This window comes from Mesorhizobium sp. WSM4906, assembly GCF_029674625.1.
Classification (GTDB): Bacteria; Pseudomonadota; Alphaproteobacteria; order Rhizobiales; family Rhizobiaceae; genus Mesorhizobium.
Genome location: NZ_CP121355.1, coordinates 2,869,352 through 2,886,029, shown reverse-complemented (window position 1 = coordinate 2,886,029; position 16,678 = coordinate 2,869,352). Strand labels below are relative to the sequence as shown.

At 62.4% G+C, this 16,678-nt stretch carries 15 protein-coding genes, 1 tRNA gene and 2 pseudogenes; 8 read left to right on the top strand and 10 right to left on the bottom strand.

Annotated elements, in window-relative coordinates:
* Positions 1 to 322: 322 nt before the first annotated feature.
* A pseudogene (locus QAZ22_RS13790) lies at positions 323 to 979 on the top strand (FAD-binding protein); the annotation flags it as partial.
* Between the two features lie 2 nt (positions 980 to 981).
* Positions 982 to 1,863: a carboxylating nicotinate-nucleotide diphosphorylase gene (nadC, locus tag QAZ22_RS13785; RefSeq protein WP_278207310.1), complete on the top strand. Its 882-nt coding sequence runs from the start codon at positions 982 to 984 to the stop codon at positions 1,861 to 1,863.
* A 127-nt stretch (positions 1,864 to 1,990) separates the two neighbouring features.
* Here the strand turns inward: nadC and QAZ22_RS13780 are convergent, their stop codons facing one another.
* From QAZ22_RS13780 to QAZ22_RS13750, 7 genes are all read right to left on the bottom strand, one after another.
* Positions 1,991 to 2,956: an ABC transporter ATP-binding protein gene (locus tag QAZ22_RS13780; protein ID WP_278207309.1), complete on the bottom strand. Its 966-nt coding sequence runs from the start codon at positions 2,954 to 2,956 to the stop codon at positions 1,991 to 1,993.
* A gap of 2 nt (positions 2,957 to 2,958) precedes the next feature.
* Positions 2,959 to 3,966: an ABC transporter ATP-binding protein gene (locus QAZ22_RS13775; RefSeq protein ID WP_278207307.1), complete on the bottom strand. Its 1,008-nt coding sequence runs from the start codon at positions 3,964 to 3,966 to the stop codon at positions 2,959 to 2,961.
* A 4-nt stretch (positions 3,967 to 3,970) separates the two neighbouring features.
* A complete protein-coding gene (locus tag QAZ22_RS13770; protein ID WP_278207306.1) occupies positions 3,971 to 4,888 on the bottom strand; it encodes a dihydrodipicolinate synthase family protein in 918 nt (305 codons plus the stop codon).
* A 14-nt stretch (positions 4,889 to 4,902) separates the two neighbouring features.
* On the bottom strand, positions 4,903 to 5,775 hold the full coding sequence (locus tag QAZ22_RS13765; protein ID WP_278207305.1) for an ABC transporter permease: 873 nt from the start codon (positions 5,773 to 5,775) through the stop codon (positions 4,903 to 4,905).
* A 17-nt stretch (positions 5,776 to 5,792) separates the two neighbouring features.
* A complete protein-coding gene (locus QAZ22_RS13760) occupies positions 5,793 to 6,752 on the bottom strand; it encodes an ABC transporter permease (RefSeq protein ID WP_278207304.1) in 960 nt (319 codons plus the stop codon).
* A gap of 71 nt (positions 6,753 to 6,823) precedes the next feature.
* The gene (locus QAZ22_RS13755; RefSeq protein ID WP_278207303.1) at positions 6,824 to 8,410 is read right to left on the bottom strand and encodes an ABC transporter substrate-binding protein; all 1,587 of its coding nucleotides are present in this window, start codon (positions 8,408 to 8,410) and stop codon (positions 6,824 to 6,826) included.
* 20 nt (positions 8,411 to 8,430) lie between these two features.
* On the bottom strand, positions 8,431 to 9,168 hold the full coding sequence (locus QAZ22_RS13750; RefSeq protein ID WP_278207302.1) for a FadR/GntR family transcriptional regulator: 738 nt from the start codon (positions 9,166 to 9,168) through the stop codon (positions 8,431 to 8,433).
* A 91-nt stretch (positions 9,169 to 9,259) separates the two neighbouring features.
* On the opposite strand from QAZ22_RS13750, the gene QAZ22_RS13745 reads away from it, so the two are divergent.
* From QAZ22_RS13745 to QAZ22_RS32205, 5 genes and pseudogenes are all read left to right on the top strand, one after another.
* Positions 9,260 to 10,234, top strand: a complete 975-nt coding sequence (locus QAZ22_RS13745) for a Gfo/Idh/MocA family oxidoreductase (protein WP_278207301.1) — start codon at positions 9,260 to 9,262, stop codon at positions 10,232 to 10,234.
* Positions 10,231 to 11,217, top strand: coding sequence for a Gfo/Idh/MocA family oxidoreductase (locus QAZ22_RS13740; RefSeq protein ID WP_278207300.1), 987 nt, complete (start codon positions 10,231 to 10,233; stop codon positions 11,215 to 11,217). The genes QAZ22_RS13745 and QAZ22_RS13740 overlap by 4 nt, the downstream gene beginning before the upstream one ends.
* Complete coding sequence (locus QAZ22_RS13735) at positions 11,210 to 12,148, top strand: dihydrodipicolinate synthase family protein (protein ID WP_278207299.1); 939 nt, start codon at positions 11,210 to 11,212, stop codon at positions 12,146 to 12,148. The genes QAZ22_RS13740 and QAZ22_RS13735 overlap by 8 nt, the downstream gene beginning before the upstream one ends.
* Positions 12,149 to 12,745: 597 nt before the next feature.
* Positions 12,746 to 13,000 carry a hypothetical protein gene (locus QAZ22_RS13730; protein WP_278207298.1) on the top strand — a complete coding sequence of 85 codons (255 nt, stop codon included), beginning with the start codon at positions 12,746 to 12,748 and terminating at the stop codon, positions 12,998 to 13,000.
* A 12-nt stretch (positions 13,001 to 13,012) separates the two neighbouring features.
* Positions 13,013 to 14,005, top strand: a pseudogene (locus tag QAZ22_RS32205) (tyrosine-type recombinase/integrase); the annotation flags it as partial.
* A gap of 191 nt (positions 14,006 to 14,196) precedes the next feature.
* On the opposite strand, the gene QAZ22_RS13720 reads toward QAZ22_RS32205, so the two are convergent.
* Positions 14,197 to 14,272: transfer RNA gene (locus QAZ22_RS13720), tRNA-Ile, on the bottom strand.
* 223 nt (positions 14,273 to 14,495) lie between these two features.
* Between QAZ22_RS13720 and QAZ22_RS13715 the strand changes: the two genes are divergently transcribed.
* Positions 14,496 to 15,206, top strand: coding sequence for an SIMPL domain-containing protein (locus QAZ22_RS13715; protein WP_278207297.1), 711 nt, complete (start codon positions 14,496 to 14,498; stop codon positions 15,204 to 15,206).
* 248 nt (positions 15,207 to 15,454) lie between these two features.
* Here the strand turns inward: QAZ22_RS13715 and QAZ22_RS13710 are convergent, their stop codons facing one another.
* Together QAZ22_RS13710 and QAZ22_RS13705 are read right to left on the bottom strand one after the other, a co-directional pair.
* Positions 15,455 to 15,811: a hypothetical protein gene (locus QAZ22_RS13710; RefSeq protein WP_278207296.1), complete on the bottom strand. Its 357-nt coding sequence runs from the start codon at positions 15,809 to 15,811 to the stop codon at positions 15,455 to 15,457.
* 282 nt (positions 15,812 to 16,093) lie between these two features.
* On the bottom strand, positions 16,094 to 16,540 hold the full coding sequence (locus tag QAZ22_RS13705; RefSeq protein WP_278207295.1) for a YcgN family cysteine cluster protein: 447 nt from the start codon (positions 16,538 to 16,540) through the stop codon (positions 16,094 to 16,096).
* Between the last annotated feature and the right edge of the window lie 138 nt (positions 16,541 to 16,678).

Here is a 16,678-nt window from a genome sequence, read left to right as displayed (position 1 = left end):
ACCGCCAGTAAGATCCTTGTCGGACGCGTATATACCCGTGGGCAGCGCGAAAGCCTGAAAGGAGCCAACGTCGGCCGGAGCTGAGGCTCGACGATCGATGTGTCGCGTTCCCTGCCGCCTGTCGCGGTCAAAAGAAGGTATTGAAGTGGCCGAGCGCGGCGGCGGCACGATGGAATGAGTTCGTTCGCACGTTCGTGACAGGAAGGCCGCCCATGCCCTCCAAGCCCGCCTAAACTTCAATCTGCCGCGAGAGTGGTGGTCCTGGCTGCAAGATATGCTGTGCGGTCCCATCGTGCAGCGAGACGAACAGCCCGTCCGGCACTTCCTCGATGCCCGACCGTGACTCGGGCCGAGATTCGCCGAACGCTTTCCAGCGATCGCATCGCTTTGCCGCGAGGCCGGCATCGATCCTGCCTCGCAGCCGATCCCCGTGCGACCGGCCGCCCACTATCACATGGGCGGCGTGACGGCAGATGCCGAGGGCCGCAGCACGGTTGCCGGCCTGTGGGCCTGTGGCGAGGTCGCCCGGACCGGGCTGCACGGCGCCAACCGTCTCGCCAGCAACTCGCTCATCGAAGCCGTGGTCGGCGCCGCCTGGGTCGGGGCAAGCGTCGCCGCCGCCTCCCCCGGCATGCCCGGACGGCTCAAGCCCGCGATCGTGCCGCCACGAGCCGATGCCTCGCGCATCCGCCCGATCGTCTTGCAGGCGCTCGGCATCGAACGCGACGGCGAAGCGCTGCGTAATGCGGCGAGAGCCCTGGCGCCGATTGCCAACGCAGACGAAGCGGCGTCCGATCTAGCGCTTGTCGCGCTGATGATCACGATCGCCGCCCTTCGCCGCGAGGGAAGCCGGGGCTCGCACTTTCGGAGCGATTTCCCGCAACGCGATGCACGGCCACGAACGCTGCCGTTGACGCTCGACGAGGCCTTCAAGGCGTCAATCGCCCTTAGCAACCCAGCCCCAGCAAGGATCGCTTAACAATGACGTCACCATTGCCTCTACCCTCGATCGTTATCGAACCGATTGTGCGCAGTGCGCTGCTGGAGGACCTAGGCAGAGGCGGCGATCTGACAAGCGATGCAGTTATCCCTTATGACAGTACCGCTACGTTTGCGCTTACCGCGCGGCAGGCCGGCGTGATTGCCGGTCTCGATTTGGCAGCCTACGCCTTCCTGCTCATCGAATCGACGATCGACCTGCAGATGCAGCGCCCTGACGGCAGCGAAATCGCGGCGGGTGAAACCATCGCCAGCGTGAGCGGGCCGGCATGCGCCCTGCTCGCCGCCGAGCGCACGGCGCCCAACTTCCTTTGCCATCTTAGCGGCATCGCCACGCGAACCGCGGCGATCGTCGAAGGGGTGCGCGGGCACAAGGCCAAAATCGTCTGTACGCGAAAGACGACGCCCGGCCTGCGCGCTCTGGAAAAATATGCCGTCCGCGCGGGCGGCGGGGTCAATCACCGCTTCGGTCTCGACGACGCCATGCTTATCAAGGACAACCATATTGCAATCGCTGGCGATATCCGCACGGCCATCGAGCGGGCGCGGACAGCTGCAGGTCACATGGTGAAGATCGAAGTCGAGGTCGACACACTTGAGCAACTCGATGTCGCACTAGCGACGGGAGTCGACGCGGTGCTGCTGGATAACATGTCCGTTGAGCAACTGACTCACGCGGTAGCGATGGTGGGTGGCCGCGCCATCACCGAAGCATCTGGCCAGATAAGCGTGCAGACTGCACCCGCAATCGCCGCGACCGGGGTCGACCTGATTTCCGTTGGCTGGATCACGCATAGCGCGCCGATCCTCGACATCGGCTTGGACGCGGTCGTCGATGTGAATAAGAACAAGTTTTTGAACTGAGCACAGCGTAAAAAAAAACGCTGAAGCTCGGACCACATAGCCGCGCCCGGTTCGGCGGCCTCTTCAGATACTCGATCATCACCGGATCTTTGTTGCGGGCATGCGCAGCGGACATCAACAATTCGCTTCACTCGATGTCGTCGCGGATGCAGGCCTTCCGGTGCCGGGGAGCGACCTCTGTCAAGGCAGGCGCCATCTCAGCGCAAGCTTCGACGGCGTACGGACAGCGCGTCCGGAAAACGCAGCCCGACGGCGGATTTGCCGGGCTTGGTATGTCGCCGTTGAGAACTTGTCGCCGCCGCTTGACGGCGGTGTCGAGCGAAGGGATCGCGGAGAGCAAAGCCCGGGTGTAGGGATGTCGCGGGCTCGCATAAAGCTCCGCGGCGGGGGCCACTTCCATGATCCGCCCCAGATAGAGCACCACGACCATGTCGCAGATATATTCGACGACCGCGAGGTCATGCGAGATGAACAGCATCGTCAGACCAAGGCGAAGCTTGAGGTCGTGCAGGAGATTGATGAACTGCGCCTGGATCGAGACGTCGAGCGCGGATACCGGCTCGTCAGCGACGATGAATTCAGGCTCCAGCGTGAGAGCGCGCGCAATGCCGATGCGCTGCCGCTGACCGCCGGAGAATTCGTGCGCATAGCAGTCGAACGCGTCTGCAGATAGCTCGACCGCGAGGAGAGCCTCCTTCGCTCGCGCGCGGCGCTCGGCCTTACTGCCGATGCACTGGATATCCAGGCCTTCGGTCAGGATCTGTCCGATCGTCATGCGCGGCGAGAGGCTGGCGAAGGGATCCTGGAAGATATACTGCATCTTGCGCCGCTGCCGGCGCAGCTCGGTCGCGCCGAGCTTGGTGATGTCGATCCCCTCGAATCTGATCTCGCCTGAAGTCGGCTCGATGAGCCGGAGCACCGAGCGTCCGATCGTGGTCTTGCCCGAGCCGGATTCGCCGACGAGCCCGACGACTTCGCCACGCTCGATGTCGAAAGAAACATCCTGAAGTGCCTTGACCACCGGACCACGGGAAAAGGCTTGAGGCGCGAAGTGCTTGGTCAGGTTGCGGACAGAAAGATAGGGGGCCGGCATCGCTAGAGTTCCTCCCATCTGAGACACCGGCTCTTCTGGCTCGGCGACACCTGATAAAGTTGCGGCACGGCGGTCCGGCAGGCATCGATCGCCATGCTGCAGCGTGGCGCGAAGGCACAGCCCTTTGGCAGCATGGCCAGCGAGGGAACATTGCCGGCGATGGTGGGCAGCGGTGTGCCGGCGGCCTTCAGCGCGGTCGCCTCGCCGAGGCGCGGCGCGGAGCGCATGAGGCCAACCGTGTAGGGGTGACGCGGATGGGAAAACACCTGCGCCACCGGTCCGGATTCGACGATGCGTCCCGCATACATGACGGCGACCCGGTCGGCGATCTCGGCCACGACGCCGAGATTGTGGGTGACGAAAAGAATGCTCATGCCGCGCTCTGCCTGCAGTTTTTCCATAAGCGCCAGGATCTGTGCCTGGATGGTCACGTCGAGCGCCGTCGTCGGCTCGTCGGCAATGAGCAGCGTCGGGTCGCAGGCAAGCGCCATGGCGATCGTCACGCGCTGGCGCATGCCGCCCGACAACTCGTGCGGGTATTGGAGCGCCCGTCGTTCGGGATCCGGAATGCCAACCTGCACCAGCAGCCGCACTGCATCCAGCGCGGCCTCGCGTCGCGATTTGCCAAGATGGATGCGGATCGGCTCCGCGATCTGCTCGCCGACCGTGAAGACCGGATTAAGGCTGGTCATCGGCTCCTGAAACACCATACCGATGTCATTCCCCCTGATGCGCCGCAACCCTTCGGCATCAAGGGTGGTCAGCTCAGCTTCGGTGCCGTCCTTGCGCCTGAGCCTGATCGATCCCTCGACAATCCTGCCGACGCGTCGCGGCAGCAAGCCCATGATCGACAGGCTCGTCACAGACTTGCCGGATCCCGACTCGCCAACGAGCGCGACGGTTTCGCCCGGCGCGATCGTCAGGCCGATGTCCTGGATGGCAGCGATCTCGCGCCCCGCGATGCGGAACGCGGCGCGCAGGCCGCAGACGTCGAGGGTAGGCGCGCCCACGGCTTCAGCCAAACAATCCAACGTCGCGCAGGATGGTGTCGATCTTCGCCGCCTCCTCGTCGTTCAACGTGCGCTGCGGGCGCGCCATCGTGTGCGAGGCGATAATCCCCAGGCTGCGCATCGCCGACTTGAAGGCGCCGACGCCGGCCGAGCCGGCGCTTGTACGGCCAAGCGAGATCGTCACGATCTCGAACAGCTTCAAGAGGCGCTCCTGTTCGGCCCGAGCAGCCTTGTGGTCACCCGCCTGTAAGAGATTCCAGAGCTTGACGTAGCCACGCGGGTCGACATTGGCGAGCCCCGGAACGACACCATGAGCGCCCATCGACAGCGCGGTGTCGACCATGATCTCCGACCCGGTCATGCCGAAGAAGCCGCGGTCGCTGGCCATATCCTGCAGCACGTAGCGAAGATTGCCGTCGTCGCCGCTGGAGTCCTTCAGTCCGGCCACGATCCCTTCCCTGGCCATGGTCACGGTCGTCTTGCGCTCCAGTTTTACGTGGACGCAGACCGGAATGTCATAGGCGATGATCGGGATATCGACCGCATCCCTGATGTAGCGGAAGTGGTCGATGATTTCGGGCTGGCTGGTCCGTGCATAAAACGGCGCGGTGACGACGATGGCATCGGCACCGGCCGCCTTGGCAATCCGGGAATGATTGATGACGCGGTCGGTTGTCGGGTCGATGACACCGACGAAGAGAGGCACTCGCCCGTTGTTGACCTTGACCGCATGGTCGACGATCGCCTGGCGGGCGGTTTCATCGTGGAACACGACTTCACTGGTCGAGCCGAGCACGAACAGACCGTGCACGCCACCATTCAGGAGATTTTCGAGAACCCGCGTGAAGGACGGGAAGTCGACGCTGAAATCGGGATTGAGCGGGGTGACGACGGGTGGCACGACGCCGGTGAAGAGAGGCATTTTGAACCTTTTGGTCAGTTGAGATCGGATCTGGGGTCGAAGGCGTCGCGCAGGCCGTCACCGATGAAGTTGATGGCCAGAACGGTGAGTACGAGGGCCGCGCCAGGAAACATCCATTGCCAGGGATACTGCTCCAGCACGATGGTCGAACGGGCAAGGTTGAGCATGTTGCCCCAGCTGGCCTCGGGCGGCGGTATGCCGAGCCCAAGGAAGGAGAGGCCAGCCTCCAGCAGGATCGCATTGGCGATCTGCAAGGTGGCGTAGACGACCAGTATGTCGATTGAGTTCGGCAAGCCATGGCGTAACAGGAGGTGCGGCATCCGCGCACCCATCCCGCGCGCCGCAACGACGAAATCGCGTTCGCGCAGTTCCATGAGGCGTGCGCGGACCATGCGCGAGAGCACCGGCCAGGACAGCAGCGAGATGACGAGAATGGTTGGCATGATCCCCGTCCCGGCAATCGAGGCGAGCACCAGAAGAAAGATCACCGGCGGCAAGGTCATTGCGAGATCGACGAGGCGCATGACGGTGCTGTCGACCACGCGGCCGCCGAAACTGGCGATCGCACCGACCAGAAAGCCGATGACTGTCGAGATTGCGACCGAGCCCACGGCAACGATCAGGGAGATGCGACCGCCCTCAAGGACACGCGCCATGACATCACGGCCGACGCCGTCGCTGCCCAGCCAATGCGCCACCGACGGGCCTTTGTTCATTGCCCTGAGATCGATTGCATTCGGTCCGACCGGCCACCACAGGTGATAGGTCGAGACGGCAAGCAGGATCGGGATCAGGATGATGAGACCGGCGCGTGCGGCGCGGTTTGCGATGAAGCGGCCAAATGCCCGGCGCAGCGGACCCTTTGTCCGTGGCACTCCCTGTCCCATGCTTATCGTTAGGGCCATCACGAAACCCGAATGCGCGGATCGACAAACGCATAGGCGATGTCGGTGAGAAGATTGACAAGGATGACGCAGGCGCCGACTACCAGCGTCGCGCCCATGATGACCGGATAGTCGCGGGTGCCGACGGCGTTCACTAGCAAAAGCCCCATGCCCGGCCAGTTGAAGACGCTCTCGAGAAAGATCGCTCCACCCACCGCGATACCGATGGTCGAGCCGATCAAGGTGATTACGGGAAGCAGCGCGTTGCGCGTCGCATGTTTCATGATCACCCAGAACTCGCGCACGCCCTTGGCCCGCGCCGTGCGCACATAGTCCTGGCCGAGAACCTCGAGCAGCGAGGAACGCATATACCGCATGATCATGGCCGCATGGCCGATCGACAGCAGGCAGGCGGGAAGGATGAGATGTGTAAGCACGTCAAACACCGAGAATGGCGTTCCGGGCGTCTGCATACCGCCGGATGGAGCCCAGCGCAGCAGAACCGAGAAGAAATATAGGCCCAGTAACGCGGTCAGGAAGGCCGGACTGGAAATGCCGACAAACGACAGCACCGAAAGGGAAATGTCGGGCCATGCGTTGCGTCGAACAGCGCTGACGATGCCGCCGGCGATTCCAGCGACGATCGCTATCGCGAGGCCGGTCCCCATGAGAAGCGCAGTCGGGCCGACGCGTTCCAGCACCAGCGGAAGCACCGCGTCGCCGCTCCGCTGGATCGAATAGCCGAAATCTCCCGACAGGGCGGCGCGAAGCCAGCCGAGATACTGGATCGGCAGCGGCTGATCGAGGCCGAGGCGCAGCCGCAGTGCCTCCAGGTCTTGCGGCGACAGTGGCACCGACGGATTGATATAGGCGTCGATCGGATCGCCGGGCGCTAGCCGCAGCAGGAGGAAGATCAGGACGCTCAATGCGAGCACCATCAACAATCCTGCGGCGCTGCGGCGGGCGATGAAGCTCAGCATGGCTTTCACGTCTGGCGGCTGACCAGGCCGGCACCATGGTGATGCCGGCATGGATGGCGAAGTTATCTATTTCACTGGATGTCCCAGAGTTCGGGATGGGCGGCATAGGGGCCGCCCGCCGGAGCCGGCGTCCACACGAAATCCTTCAACTTCTTGGAAGCGACGCCGTAGCGATTTGCTACCCACAAGGTCGCCCAGGGCAGGTCCTTGTTCATCGCCTTGCAGACATCCTGCCAGGAAGCGTTGACCTTTGCGGGATCGGTCTGCCCGAGAGCGGCATCAAACGCTTCGCTCAGGTCGTCGAACTCGATGCGCATGGTGTTGAAGCCCGCCGGGGGGAGCTGCGACTTGTTGAGGCCAGGATTGAGCCCCGCCGGATTCGGACCGTTCTGCAGGCCGGCATAGATCATCGGAAACGCGTTCCAGTCCGGCGTGCCTTGCTTGTAGACGATGCCGTTATAGGTGGGCGTATCGACGACACGCGGCACGATGTTGACGCCGACCTGGGCGAGCATCGACTGGATGGCAGCCATGACGTTGGCGGCCTGCGGCGAGCCGTAATAGGTCAGCAGGGTGATCGGCTTGTCGCCGTTGATCTTGTCCCAGCCGGCCTCGGAGAGCAGTGCCTTGGCCTTTTGCGGATCGTAGGCGTAGGGCTCCAGCCCTTCAGGCACCAGATGCGGCGCGACGTAGCCGCAGTTTGCGACCTTAGCGGCACCGCCATAGAGGCTCTTGACGATCGCATTGCGATCGATCGCATACATGATTGCCTGGCGCACCTTCAGGTCCTTGAAAAGGTCCACCTTCTGGTTGAGGCCGATGTAGTTGACCACGTAGGAGCCACCTTCGATCAGCGTGTAGTTGCTGTCGTTCTTGAATGTGGCGGCGTCGTCCGGCTCGACATAGGTGAACTGGATTTCGCCGGCACGAAGCGCGGCGACGGCCGCCGCCGGGTTCTCGAAATAGCGGTTGATGAGCGTGTCGACCTTGGGCTTGCCGCCGCGGTAGTCGTCATCCGCGGAGAGCTCGACATACTGGTCCGTCACGTATTGCTTGAATTTGAACGGACCCGTTCCGACCGGCGTCGTCGACCACCATTTGCTGTTGGCCAGCTGTTCTGGCGCGATGCCGGCAAGTGCGTGCTCAGGCAGGATCAGCACCTGGGTGATGACGGCGAGGAAGGAGCCATTGGGCTTCGACAGCTTGATCACCACCGTGCGGTCATCCGGCGTCTCGACCGATTGGATGTCGCCCAAGCGGGCGGCAAACAGGCTGCCCGATGCCTTGTTCCTCGCAAGATCCAATGTGAACTTCACGTCCTTGGAGGTGAAGGGCTTGCCGTCGTGCCAGGTCTCCTTGGCAAGGTTGAATGTATAGGTCAGCTGGTCGTCGCTGACCTTCCAGTCCTTGGCAAGACTGCCTTTCAGCTCGGTCAGCTCGGCGTTCCAGACGACCAGCGGCTCGAAATAGGTGCTGAGCCAGGTAAAGCCGGCGGTCGACACGAGCGGGTTGAAGTTCTTGGGCAAGCCGCCTGGGCCGACATCGAAGCCGCCGGTGATGGTCTTGCCAGCCTGTGCCTCGTCGACCGCAGCGAAAGCGGTTCCGGCGATCAGCAGGCCGGCAAGGGCCAGACGACACGCAGTGTTCCTTATGCCCATGATTTCCTCCCTTGGCATTTTCACGTGTTTCGATTTTTGGCTATGACTTGCTGGATTCCTCGATAGTGATCGTCGAGGCGCTGGCGCGCGCGCTCGGTATCCTTGGCCGCCACGGCCTCAACGATCTCGTGATGGTCCCGCCAGGTGGCGAGGGGCGTCGGATTGTCCAGGTTCGCGAAGTTCGATGCCTTGTTGAACGCGATCCAGAAGATGTCGATCAGCGCGCTCAGCATTCGGTTGTTCTGGCAACGGAACAGCAGCTGGTGGAACTGCTGGTCCTCGGCGGCGAAGCTTTCGTTTCGCTCGGCGCGCCGGCGCATTTCCTCGGTCAAGCCGCGCAGAGCCTCGATGTCCTCGGCGCTGATCATCTCGATCGTCTTGCCGATGAGCCCCGTCTCAAGCACGCGGCGCATTTCGCGGAGCTCCTCGACGTCGCGCAACGAGTCCTGCAAGCCATAAGCGAGATTGTCGAGCAGCGGCTTGAAAGAGAACTCCTTGACGAAGACGCCGATGCCTCGGCGCGTCTCCAAGATGCCGATCGACTCCAGCGCCTTGATGGCCTCACGAACGGAGTTGCGTCCGACACCGAGCTGCTGGGCAAGGAATGTTTCCGGGGGCAGCGCGTCCCCGGCCTTGAGCTTGTTCGCCTCTATGTAGTTCCTGAGGCTCTCCTGCACCGTGACATGCAGCAAGGGTTGGCGATTGAGTGGCTCAAGCGACTTCATCGCCTGCACGTTTGCTTCTTCCTCCTTGGCCATTTCCGCATGCTTCCACGAAATAAGGGTCGTCGGCTTGTACTGATAGCGACTTGTAGGATATCCTGCAAGCAGTAAAGGAATGCGCCTGCACATGAAGATCATTCTTGCCGGTTCGAGCCACTGGCACGCCGGAATGCACCTGGACGCTGCCCGCGCCGCCGGCGGCGAAATCATCGGTGTTTGGGACGAGAATCAACAACACGCAGAGATGTTTGCGCGGTCGAATTCGCTTTACTGCTCAATCGATCGCTTCGACGATGTGCTCGCGGCCGGAGCCGACGTCATTCTTCTGATGGGACATCCCCGCAGTGTGCCGGAGCGGGCGCGCCGGATTATTGATGCAGGCATTCCGTTGATCCTTGAGAAGCCGGCGGCAAGCAACACCGAGATTTTGTCGGAACTGCTCGAGCTGAGCCGGCGTCGAAGTGCCTTCGTGAGCGTGCCGTTCCCCAACCGCTTCGGGCCAGCGGTCACCGCGTTCCGCAAGCTGCAGCAGCAAGGCCGCGCCGGGACCGTTGCGCATGGCCACTTCAGGATCGTCAACGGCCCGCCCGAACGCTATGCGCAAGATGGGGTAGCCTGGATGGCCGACCCAGAAATCGGCGGTGGCGGCGCGTTGCGCAATCTGGGCATCCACGGCATCGACGCCGCGCTCGACCTCGCTGCCGGCCGCCTCAGGCTGAGAACGGCATACGTGGGCAACCGCATCCACAATTCACCTGTCGAAGACTATGCCCTGCTGGTGCTCGAGGACGAGACCGGTGCGATGTTCACCGTCGAGGCGGGCTATACCTTTGCATCCATGCGCCCCGGCGGTGATTTCGAATGGCGCATCGTCAGCGCCAACGCGACTTTGATCGATCACGGCGACAAAGCTATCTCGGCCAGCCTGGATGATGGAGCAGGCACAGAGCTCACGCCGGAACCGCCGGCGACGCGCTACCGCCTTTGCATGCGCGACACTTTCGGCCGGCTGGCGCGAAACGAGCCGGCGACGATCTCTCTCAATGACTACGTCGCGGCAATGTCGCTCATCGATACCGCTTACCGGAAGACACGAGAATGATTGGAGTTGGGATTATCGGCGCCGGGCATTTTGGCGCCGCGCACGCGCATGCGATCGAAAAGGTAGATGGCGTCCGCCTTGTCGCGGCATGCCGCAACGACGAGCCCGCGCTTAGCGCCTTCACCGCCGAGCACGGCGGCCGCGGCTACAGGGACTGGCGCGCACTCGTCGAAGACAGGGATGTCGATGCCGTTCTCATCGCCACGCCGCACCATCTGCACACGGAGATGGCGATCGGCGCGGCACAGGCCGGAAAGCACATCCTGCTGGAGAAGCCGATGGCTCCGACCGCCGCCGCCTGCGACGCGATCAATGCCGCGGCCGCTGCGAATGGCGTCAAGTTGATGGTCGGCCATCTGATGCATTTCTCACGCCCTTGCATGGCGGCAAAGGAGGCGCTCGCCGAGGGGTCGCTCGGCCGCCCGCTGATCGCTTCAAGCTGGATGATCAAGTTGTGGATGGAGCAGAACCGGCGGGATTGGCATCTCGGCTATGGAACCGGCGGCGGCATGCTCATGACCGCGGGGATTCATGCGCTCGACCGGCTGGTCTGGCTGATGGACGACGACGTCGTCTCGGTCGGCGCCATGCTCGGCGCCAAATTCCATGACCAAGAGGCGGACGACGCCTCAATGCTCAGCCTCCGCTTCGCAGGCGGTGGCATCGGCCAGATCCAAAGCGTCGGCTACCGCGACGGCGTCGCCAGTTTCGCAATGGATTTGGTCTGCGAGCACGGCACGCTGCGGATCGACATGGACCGGGGCACGTCGCTCGGTCGCGGCACCCGATTGACCGATCTGCCGAACTCATTCGAGCCAAACTGGATGCACAATGCCGTTATCCGCGAATGGACACATTTGCGCGACGCGATCCTTAACGATGCGCCGGTCACCGTGACCGGTAACTATGGCCGCAAGATCATCGCCATTATCGAGGCTGCATACCGATCGAACAAAAGCCGCAGGGAGGAAGAACTTGCCTGACCATCTCGCCGCCCTGCCCGCCAACGCGCCGCGAGGCATCTGGGGCGCCGTCCTGCTTGCTGTCGGCGAGGATGGTGAGATCGACTGGAGCGCGACGCGCGAAACCATTGCCAGCCTGTGCGCCTCCGGCGTCGACGGCATCTATTCGAACGGCACGGCATGCGAGTTCCACTCTCAGACCGAAGACGAGTTCGACAGACTGAACGCGTTGGTCGCGGAGGAGGCAGATCGTGCCGGTGTTCTTTTCCAGATTGGCATTAGCCAGTCGAACGCGCGCGTGGCGCGCGAGCGTCTGCGGCGTGTTGTGGAGTTGTCGCCTTCAGCCATCCAGTTCACCCTGCCCGACTGGTGGCCGCCGAGCGACGATGAGATTTGGCGTTTCGCGAAGGGCCTCGCCGAGACGGCGCCAAGCCTCCCCCTTGTCCTCTACAACCCGCCGCATGCGAAACGACGGCTTACGTTGCAGGCTATAGCGCGCCTCCGTGAGGCAGTGCCGACATTGATCGGCGCGAAGCTACCGGGAGGCGACGAGAACTGGTTCGATGAGATGCGAAAGCTGCTGCCGGGTTTCTCGGTATTCGTGCCCGGGCATACGCTGGCGACTGGTTACGCTCAAGGCGCCCACGGCAGCTATTCCAATGTCGCCTGTCTCAGTCCAAAGGGTGCATTGTCGTGGTGGCAGCAGATATTGAGCGGCGCACCGGATGCTATCGAGATGCAGGCGCGCATAGGGGCATTCTTGGCCGATCACGTATTGCCGCTCCGCGAGCGTTGCCAGGTCAGCGACGCCGCGCTGGACAAGGCAATGGCTGCGGCCGGCGGCTGGGGCAAGATCGGCCCGCGCCTTTTGTGGCCATACTGTTGCGTCCCCGATGCTGAGATCGTGCCGTTGGCAACGGCGGTTCGTACGAGCTTTCCGGAGTGGTGGTAGAGGGGCTGCACCATGAACCCAGCAGATCGGTGTCTTGAGCAATATTGACCTGAAGGCGTGCGTGGCGCGGTCGGTCTTCCCTGCACTACGAGGCAATCCAACGTCTCGACAGATTGGCGCGCAGGTCGGCTGGATCTTATCCCGTGCTGCTGTTCGTCATCTGCGGCTGGTTTGACTTCACCTTCTGGAGAGTGGGATCTATGCGCAATATTTCACCTTGCGGACTAGACCCTTGCTCTCGGTGATTTCGACGGAAAGCTTTTCCGTCGAGCATAGATTATTTTAACGTGCGGCAGAGGCTTACGCCTCCCTCGGCTACAACATCGTGATACCGATCGGTGCCATGCGGCTCGTCACGTCCATAGCGCCGCTGAAAGGCCTGCTGCTGCTCTTCCCGTCGGCGGGATGGTGGTAGCGGACCTTCGACTCGACTCCTCGAGGTTACATTGCGGACGGCCAAACGATCCCGTTCATACGCCTCGACAGTAATTCACCGCACAGTCCGTCCCACGTCTCTTCCGGTGGTTGCTGTCACGATCTAGATCCCAATCGCTGCACATAAATCCACCCGCAAAGTCGCGGGGACCGCAGGTGGGCATGGTCATGAAAAGCGATTCCCTCTCCTATCCTCCTCGGGGTCTGTCGCGTGAAGAAGCCGCCCGGTACGTTGGCGTGGGCGTGACCAAATTCGATCAAATGGTCGCTGACCACCGCATGCCGAGGCCGAAGAAGGTTGACGGCCGCGTGATTTGGGATCGCTTGAAACTCGAAGCCGCGTTTGCCGAACTACCTGGAGACGATGAAGAGAATATCGTCGACTTCCTGTTGCAAGGGAATCATCGCAGGGAATAGATTCATTCTGCCATGACCGACAAATATCCCGGCCTCTCCTCCTACACTGATCGCCATGGAAAACTGCGCTGGCGCTATCGGACGAAGGAGCGTGTTGTTAGTCTGCCGGCGCCCAACCAACGCGGTTTCAAGGATGCCTACCAAGCAGCGGTCGAGGGCCGGAAAGTCCCCAAGGCGCCCGTCGTCCAAATGCCAGGAGCTGCCTTACCCGGCACGTTTGGAGCCGCCTTTCAACGATTGAAGATCTCAGTCAAGTGGCTGGCGCTTGACGAAGCCAGCAAGCGCAAGAACACGCGGCTCATCGAAGAGTTTTTAGAACTGCGGGTGGTCCCTGATCACCCACTCATCTGGCGGAACGTGCCGGTTAAGAATCTTAGACGCATCCATGTTGAAGAGCTTCTAGGCCGCTTCATCGCCACGCCCCACAAGGCCAAACACCTATTGGTCGGCATACGCAAGCTGGTCTATGTCGCGCTGCGGCAAGACTGGATCAAAATCGACCCCACAGCGGCGGTCGAGTGGCGCCCTGCCTATGCCGGTTGGAAAGCCTGGTCGCGCGAGGCGATGGCGCAATTCGAAAACCGTTGGCAGCTCGGCACCGCGGCACGCACTTGCTACGGTTTGGCGCTTTGGCTGGGCAATCGCCGCGGCGACGTGGCGGGCCTGCGTTGGGACCAAAGGGTCACCCGCCGTGTCTTCATTGATGGTGTCGAGCGTCACTTCGACGGGTTTGATATCGTTCAGGCCAAGAACAAGGGACGAACAGGCGGCAAGCGACTGTTTGTGCCGATCACGCCGATGCTGTCTGAGATCCTGGATGCGGCCGACAGGCGCGGCGAGACCGTGCTGGTCAATGGCTATGGTGAGCCGTTCTCCGCCAAGTCGCTGACTGGAATGATGGCGCATTGGTGCAAGCTTGCCGGCCTGCCGAAGGGACTGACCCTGCATGGCTTGCGGAAGTCGCTTGGCGTCTATCTAGCGGAAGCCGAGGCCTCGACCAGGCAGCTCATGGACGTGCTCGGGCACGACGATATCGATCATGCCGAACTCTATTCGCGCGAGGCCTCGCAGGTTCGGCTGGCGGTCCAGGGGATGGACCGCGTCGTGCGTCTGGTGACGCGCAAGCCGATGCTTGGCGAACCTATTGGCGAACCTCGTGGCGAACCACCCTATAAAGCATTGATAAATAACGATAATGGTGGGCCCGGAGGGACTCGAACCCCCAACCAAGCGGTTATGAGCCGCCGGCTCTAACCATTGAGCTACAGGCCCCACCCGGGCTGGCTTAGTGTTTTTCGCTCCGCGGCACAAGGCTTTCGAAAGCGCTGGCGGCAAACGCCAAAATCAGCCCATATTCGCTCCCTACAGCGGCGTGCGCGCCCATAAGGCGCGTGAACAGGTCCGGGCCAGCACCGCACTGCCGGGAATCGACGCGTTTTCGAGTCGGGCAGAAGGCGGGGCAGGGATACCGGATCGCAGATCTCGAGGAGTTTTCATGACCAGACATCTTTTGCCTGTCGCGCTCGCTGCCGCGTTCGCGTTTCCGGCGCTGGCAAGCGCCGCCGACACGCAGCCGCCCCCGCGCATTGTCGTCTCCGGCGAGGGCGAAGCGACCGTTGCGCCGGACATGGCGATCCTGACGCTCAGCGTCATGCGCGAGGCAAAGACCGCGCGCGCCGCGCTCGATGCCAACAACGACGCCATGGCGGCGGTGATCGCGGCGATGAAATCGGCGGGCATCGCCGATCGCGACCTGCAGACGGCCGGCATCCAGATCAATCCGCGTTACAACTACACCAACAAGGCGGACGGCAGCCAGGAAGCCGAACTCGTCGCCTACCAGGTGACCAATACGCTGTCGGTGCGGGTGCGCGACGTCGACAAGACCGGCGACATTCTCGACAAGGCGGTGTCTCTCGGCGTCAACCAGGGCGGCGGCATCGCTTTCACCAATGACGATCCGAAGGCCACCGTCGCCGAAGCGCGCAAGAAGGCTGTTGCCGACGCGATCGCCAAGGCCAAGACGCTTGCCGCGGCCGCCGGCGTCAGCCTTGGCAGGGTGATCGAGATCACCGACCAGAACGTCGCGCCGGTACCGATGCCGATGAACGCCAAGGCTTTCGACGCCGCCCGGGCGGCCGTGCCGGTGCAGGCCGGCGAGAATTCCTACTCTGTCCAGGTCACCGTCACGTTCGAGTTGAAATGACGTCGGCCGGGCGCACGACACCGAATCTTCGGTTCGGAAGGATCATGCGCAACACCAAAGCGCTGCAGCGTCCCTTGCACATCCTAAGGACGCGAGACCCGGCCGGCCACGCCGCTGGACCGCAAACAAAACCCCGGAGGATCGTTCCTCCGGGGTTTTTTCGAGCCGCGCGCTTCAGGCTGGCTGAAGGGGGCCTACTACTGATAGGCGAGCCTCGACGAGGATCGTCCTTCCTGGCGATTTCGCCCTCAGCGATAGATGATCGGGCAGCCGCGCTCGTTGGCGAAGACCACCACCACGCGGTCGCCATACTGCCGGCCGACGACCTTCACCGTGCGCCGGCTGACGTCGACGATGCGGGCGCGATGCAGGCCCATGCGCTCGGCCTTGTCGAGCGCGCGGTCCGGCGAACAGCCGCGCCAGTCGCGATCCCGGCGCCAGTCACGACGGTAATAACCGTCATCATCGCCGGTGTAGACGCCGAAACGCGGATCCTGGTTATTGCCGAAGCCGAGATAGAGGCTGTCCGCATGCGTCGGGATAGCGCCGAGCGTGCCAAGTCCGACAAGGGCCGAAAGGGCTGCCGTCTTGATCTGGTTGAACATCGTCTCTCTCCTTATTGTGGGCCTGTCGCCCTTGAACTGATTATTGGCGAACCAATGATTGCAAAATGCCTTTTCGTGTCTGAACTTTTTGCGAACCGGCCGTTCATGTCCGGTTCATGTGGAAGGAAATGCAGATCCTCGCCCCGCTCGCTTCAAAATCTGGAGCCGGAAACGCGCCGTGGCGCGCTCGGTTCCCATCAAGGCTCAAGATGCGACCCGTCCGACTAGGGTTCGTCGTCAAAACGCGAACCCGTCAGGGTTCGTCGTCAAAACGCGAACCCGTCAGGGTTCGTCGTCAAGTATGTAATCGAAATAGTCGTCTGGCTCGGCCAGATCGGTTTCCTTGGCCTTCACCCGGCCGCGGACCGAAATCCCGGCCTCGTGAACGGTCTCTGCGCTTCCCGAAACCAGTCTGTGCCACCAATAGAGGTCATGCCCCTCGGCGATCAGCCGGTAGGCGCAGGTCTTGGGCAGCCAGGTGATGGTGCGTACGTTCTGCGGCGTCAGCCCGACGCAGTCGGGCACGCGCGCCAAGCGGTTGGTATAGTCCGAGCAGCGGCATTTGTCGGCATCGAACAACCTGCAGCCGACGCTCGTCCAATAGATTTCGCCCGTATCCTCGTCCTCGAGCTTGGACAGGCAGCATTTGCCGCAGCCGTCGCAGAGTGATTCCCACTCGGCCGGGGTCATTGCCTCAAGTGTCTTGGTTTTCCAGAACGGTGCGTTCATGCGGCTGGATTTGGCCCTCTTGGGCCTTCCGGTCAAGCGCTGCAGTCACGGTGACCCGGTATCAACATTAGAAAAACACGAAATTGCCCTCAAAAGGCCTGCCGGGCATCCTTGGCTGGCTGCAATGCCTGACGGAAC

What these genes read in the sequence shown, in the direction of transcription:
- QAZ22_RS13745 (WP_278207301.1), top strand. Translation starts at nt 9,260, where the DNA reads ATGAAGATCATTCTTGCCGGTTCGAGCCACTGGCACGCCGGAATGCAC.
- QAZ22_RS13765 (WP_278207305.1), bottom strand. Translation starts at nt 5,775, where the DNA reads ATGGGACAGGGAGTGCCACGGACAAAGGGTCCGCTGCGCCGGGCATTT.
- nadC (WP_278207310.1), top strand. Translation starts at nt 982, where the DNA reads ATGACGTCACCATTGCCTCTACCCTCGATCGTTATCGAACCGATTGTG.
- QAZ22_RS13760 (WP_278207304.1), bottom strand. Translation starts at nt 6,752, where the DNA reads ATGCTGAGCTTCATCGCCCGCCGCAGCGCCGCAGGATTGTTGATGGTG.
- QAZ22_RS13755 (WP_278207303.1), bottom strand. Translation starts at nt 8,410, where the DNA reads ATGGGCATAAGGAACACTGCGTGTCGTCTGGCCCTTGCCGGCCTGCTG.
- QAZ22_RS13750 (WP_278207302.1), bottom strand. Translation starts at nt 9,168, where the DNA reads ATGGCCAAGGAGGAAGAAGCAAACGTGCAGGCGATGAAGTCGCTTGAG.
- QAZ22_RS13740 (WP_278207300.1), top strand. Translation starts at nt 10,231, where the DNA reads ATGATTGGAGTTGGGATTATCGGCGCCGGGCATTTTGGCGCCGCGCAC.
- QAZ22_RS13730 (WP_278207298.1), top strand. Translation starts at nt 12,746, where the DNA reads ATGGTCATGAAAAGCGATTCCCTCTCCTATCCTCCTCGGGGTCTGTCG.
- QAZ22_RS13705 (WP_278207295.1), bottom strand. Translation starts at nt 16,540, where the DNA reads ATGAACGCACCGTTCTGGAAAACCAAGACACTTGAGGCAATGACCCCG.
- QAZ22_RS13770 (WP_278207306.1), bottom strand. Translation starts at nt 4,888, where the DNA reads ATGCCTCTCTTCACCGGCGTCGTGCCACCCGTCGTCACCCCGCTCAAT.
- QAZ22_RS13780 (WP_278207309.1), bottom strand. Translation starts at nt 2,956, where the DNA reads ATGCCGGCCCCCTATCTTTCTGTCCGCAACCTGACCAAGCACTTCGCG.
- QAZ22_RS13710 (WP_278207296.1), bottom strand. Translation starts at nt 15,811, where the DNA reads ATGTTCAACCAGATCAAGACGGCAGCCCTTTCGGCCCTTGTCGGACTT.
- QAZ22_RS13715 (WP_278207297.1), top strand. Translation starts at nt 14,496, where the DNA reads ATGACCAGACATCTTTTGCCTGTCGCGCTCGCTGCCGCGTTCGCGTTT.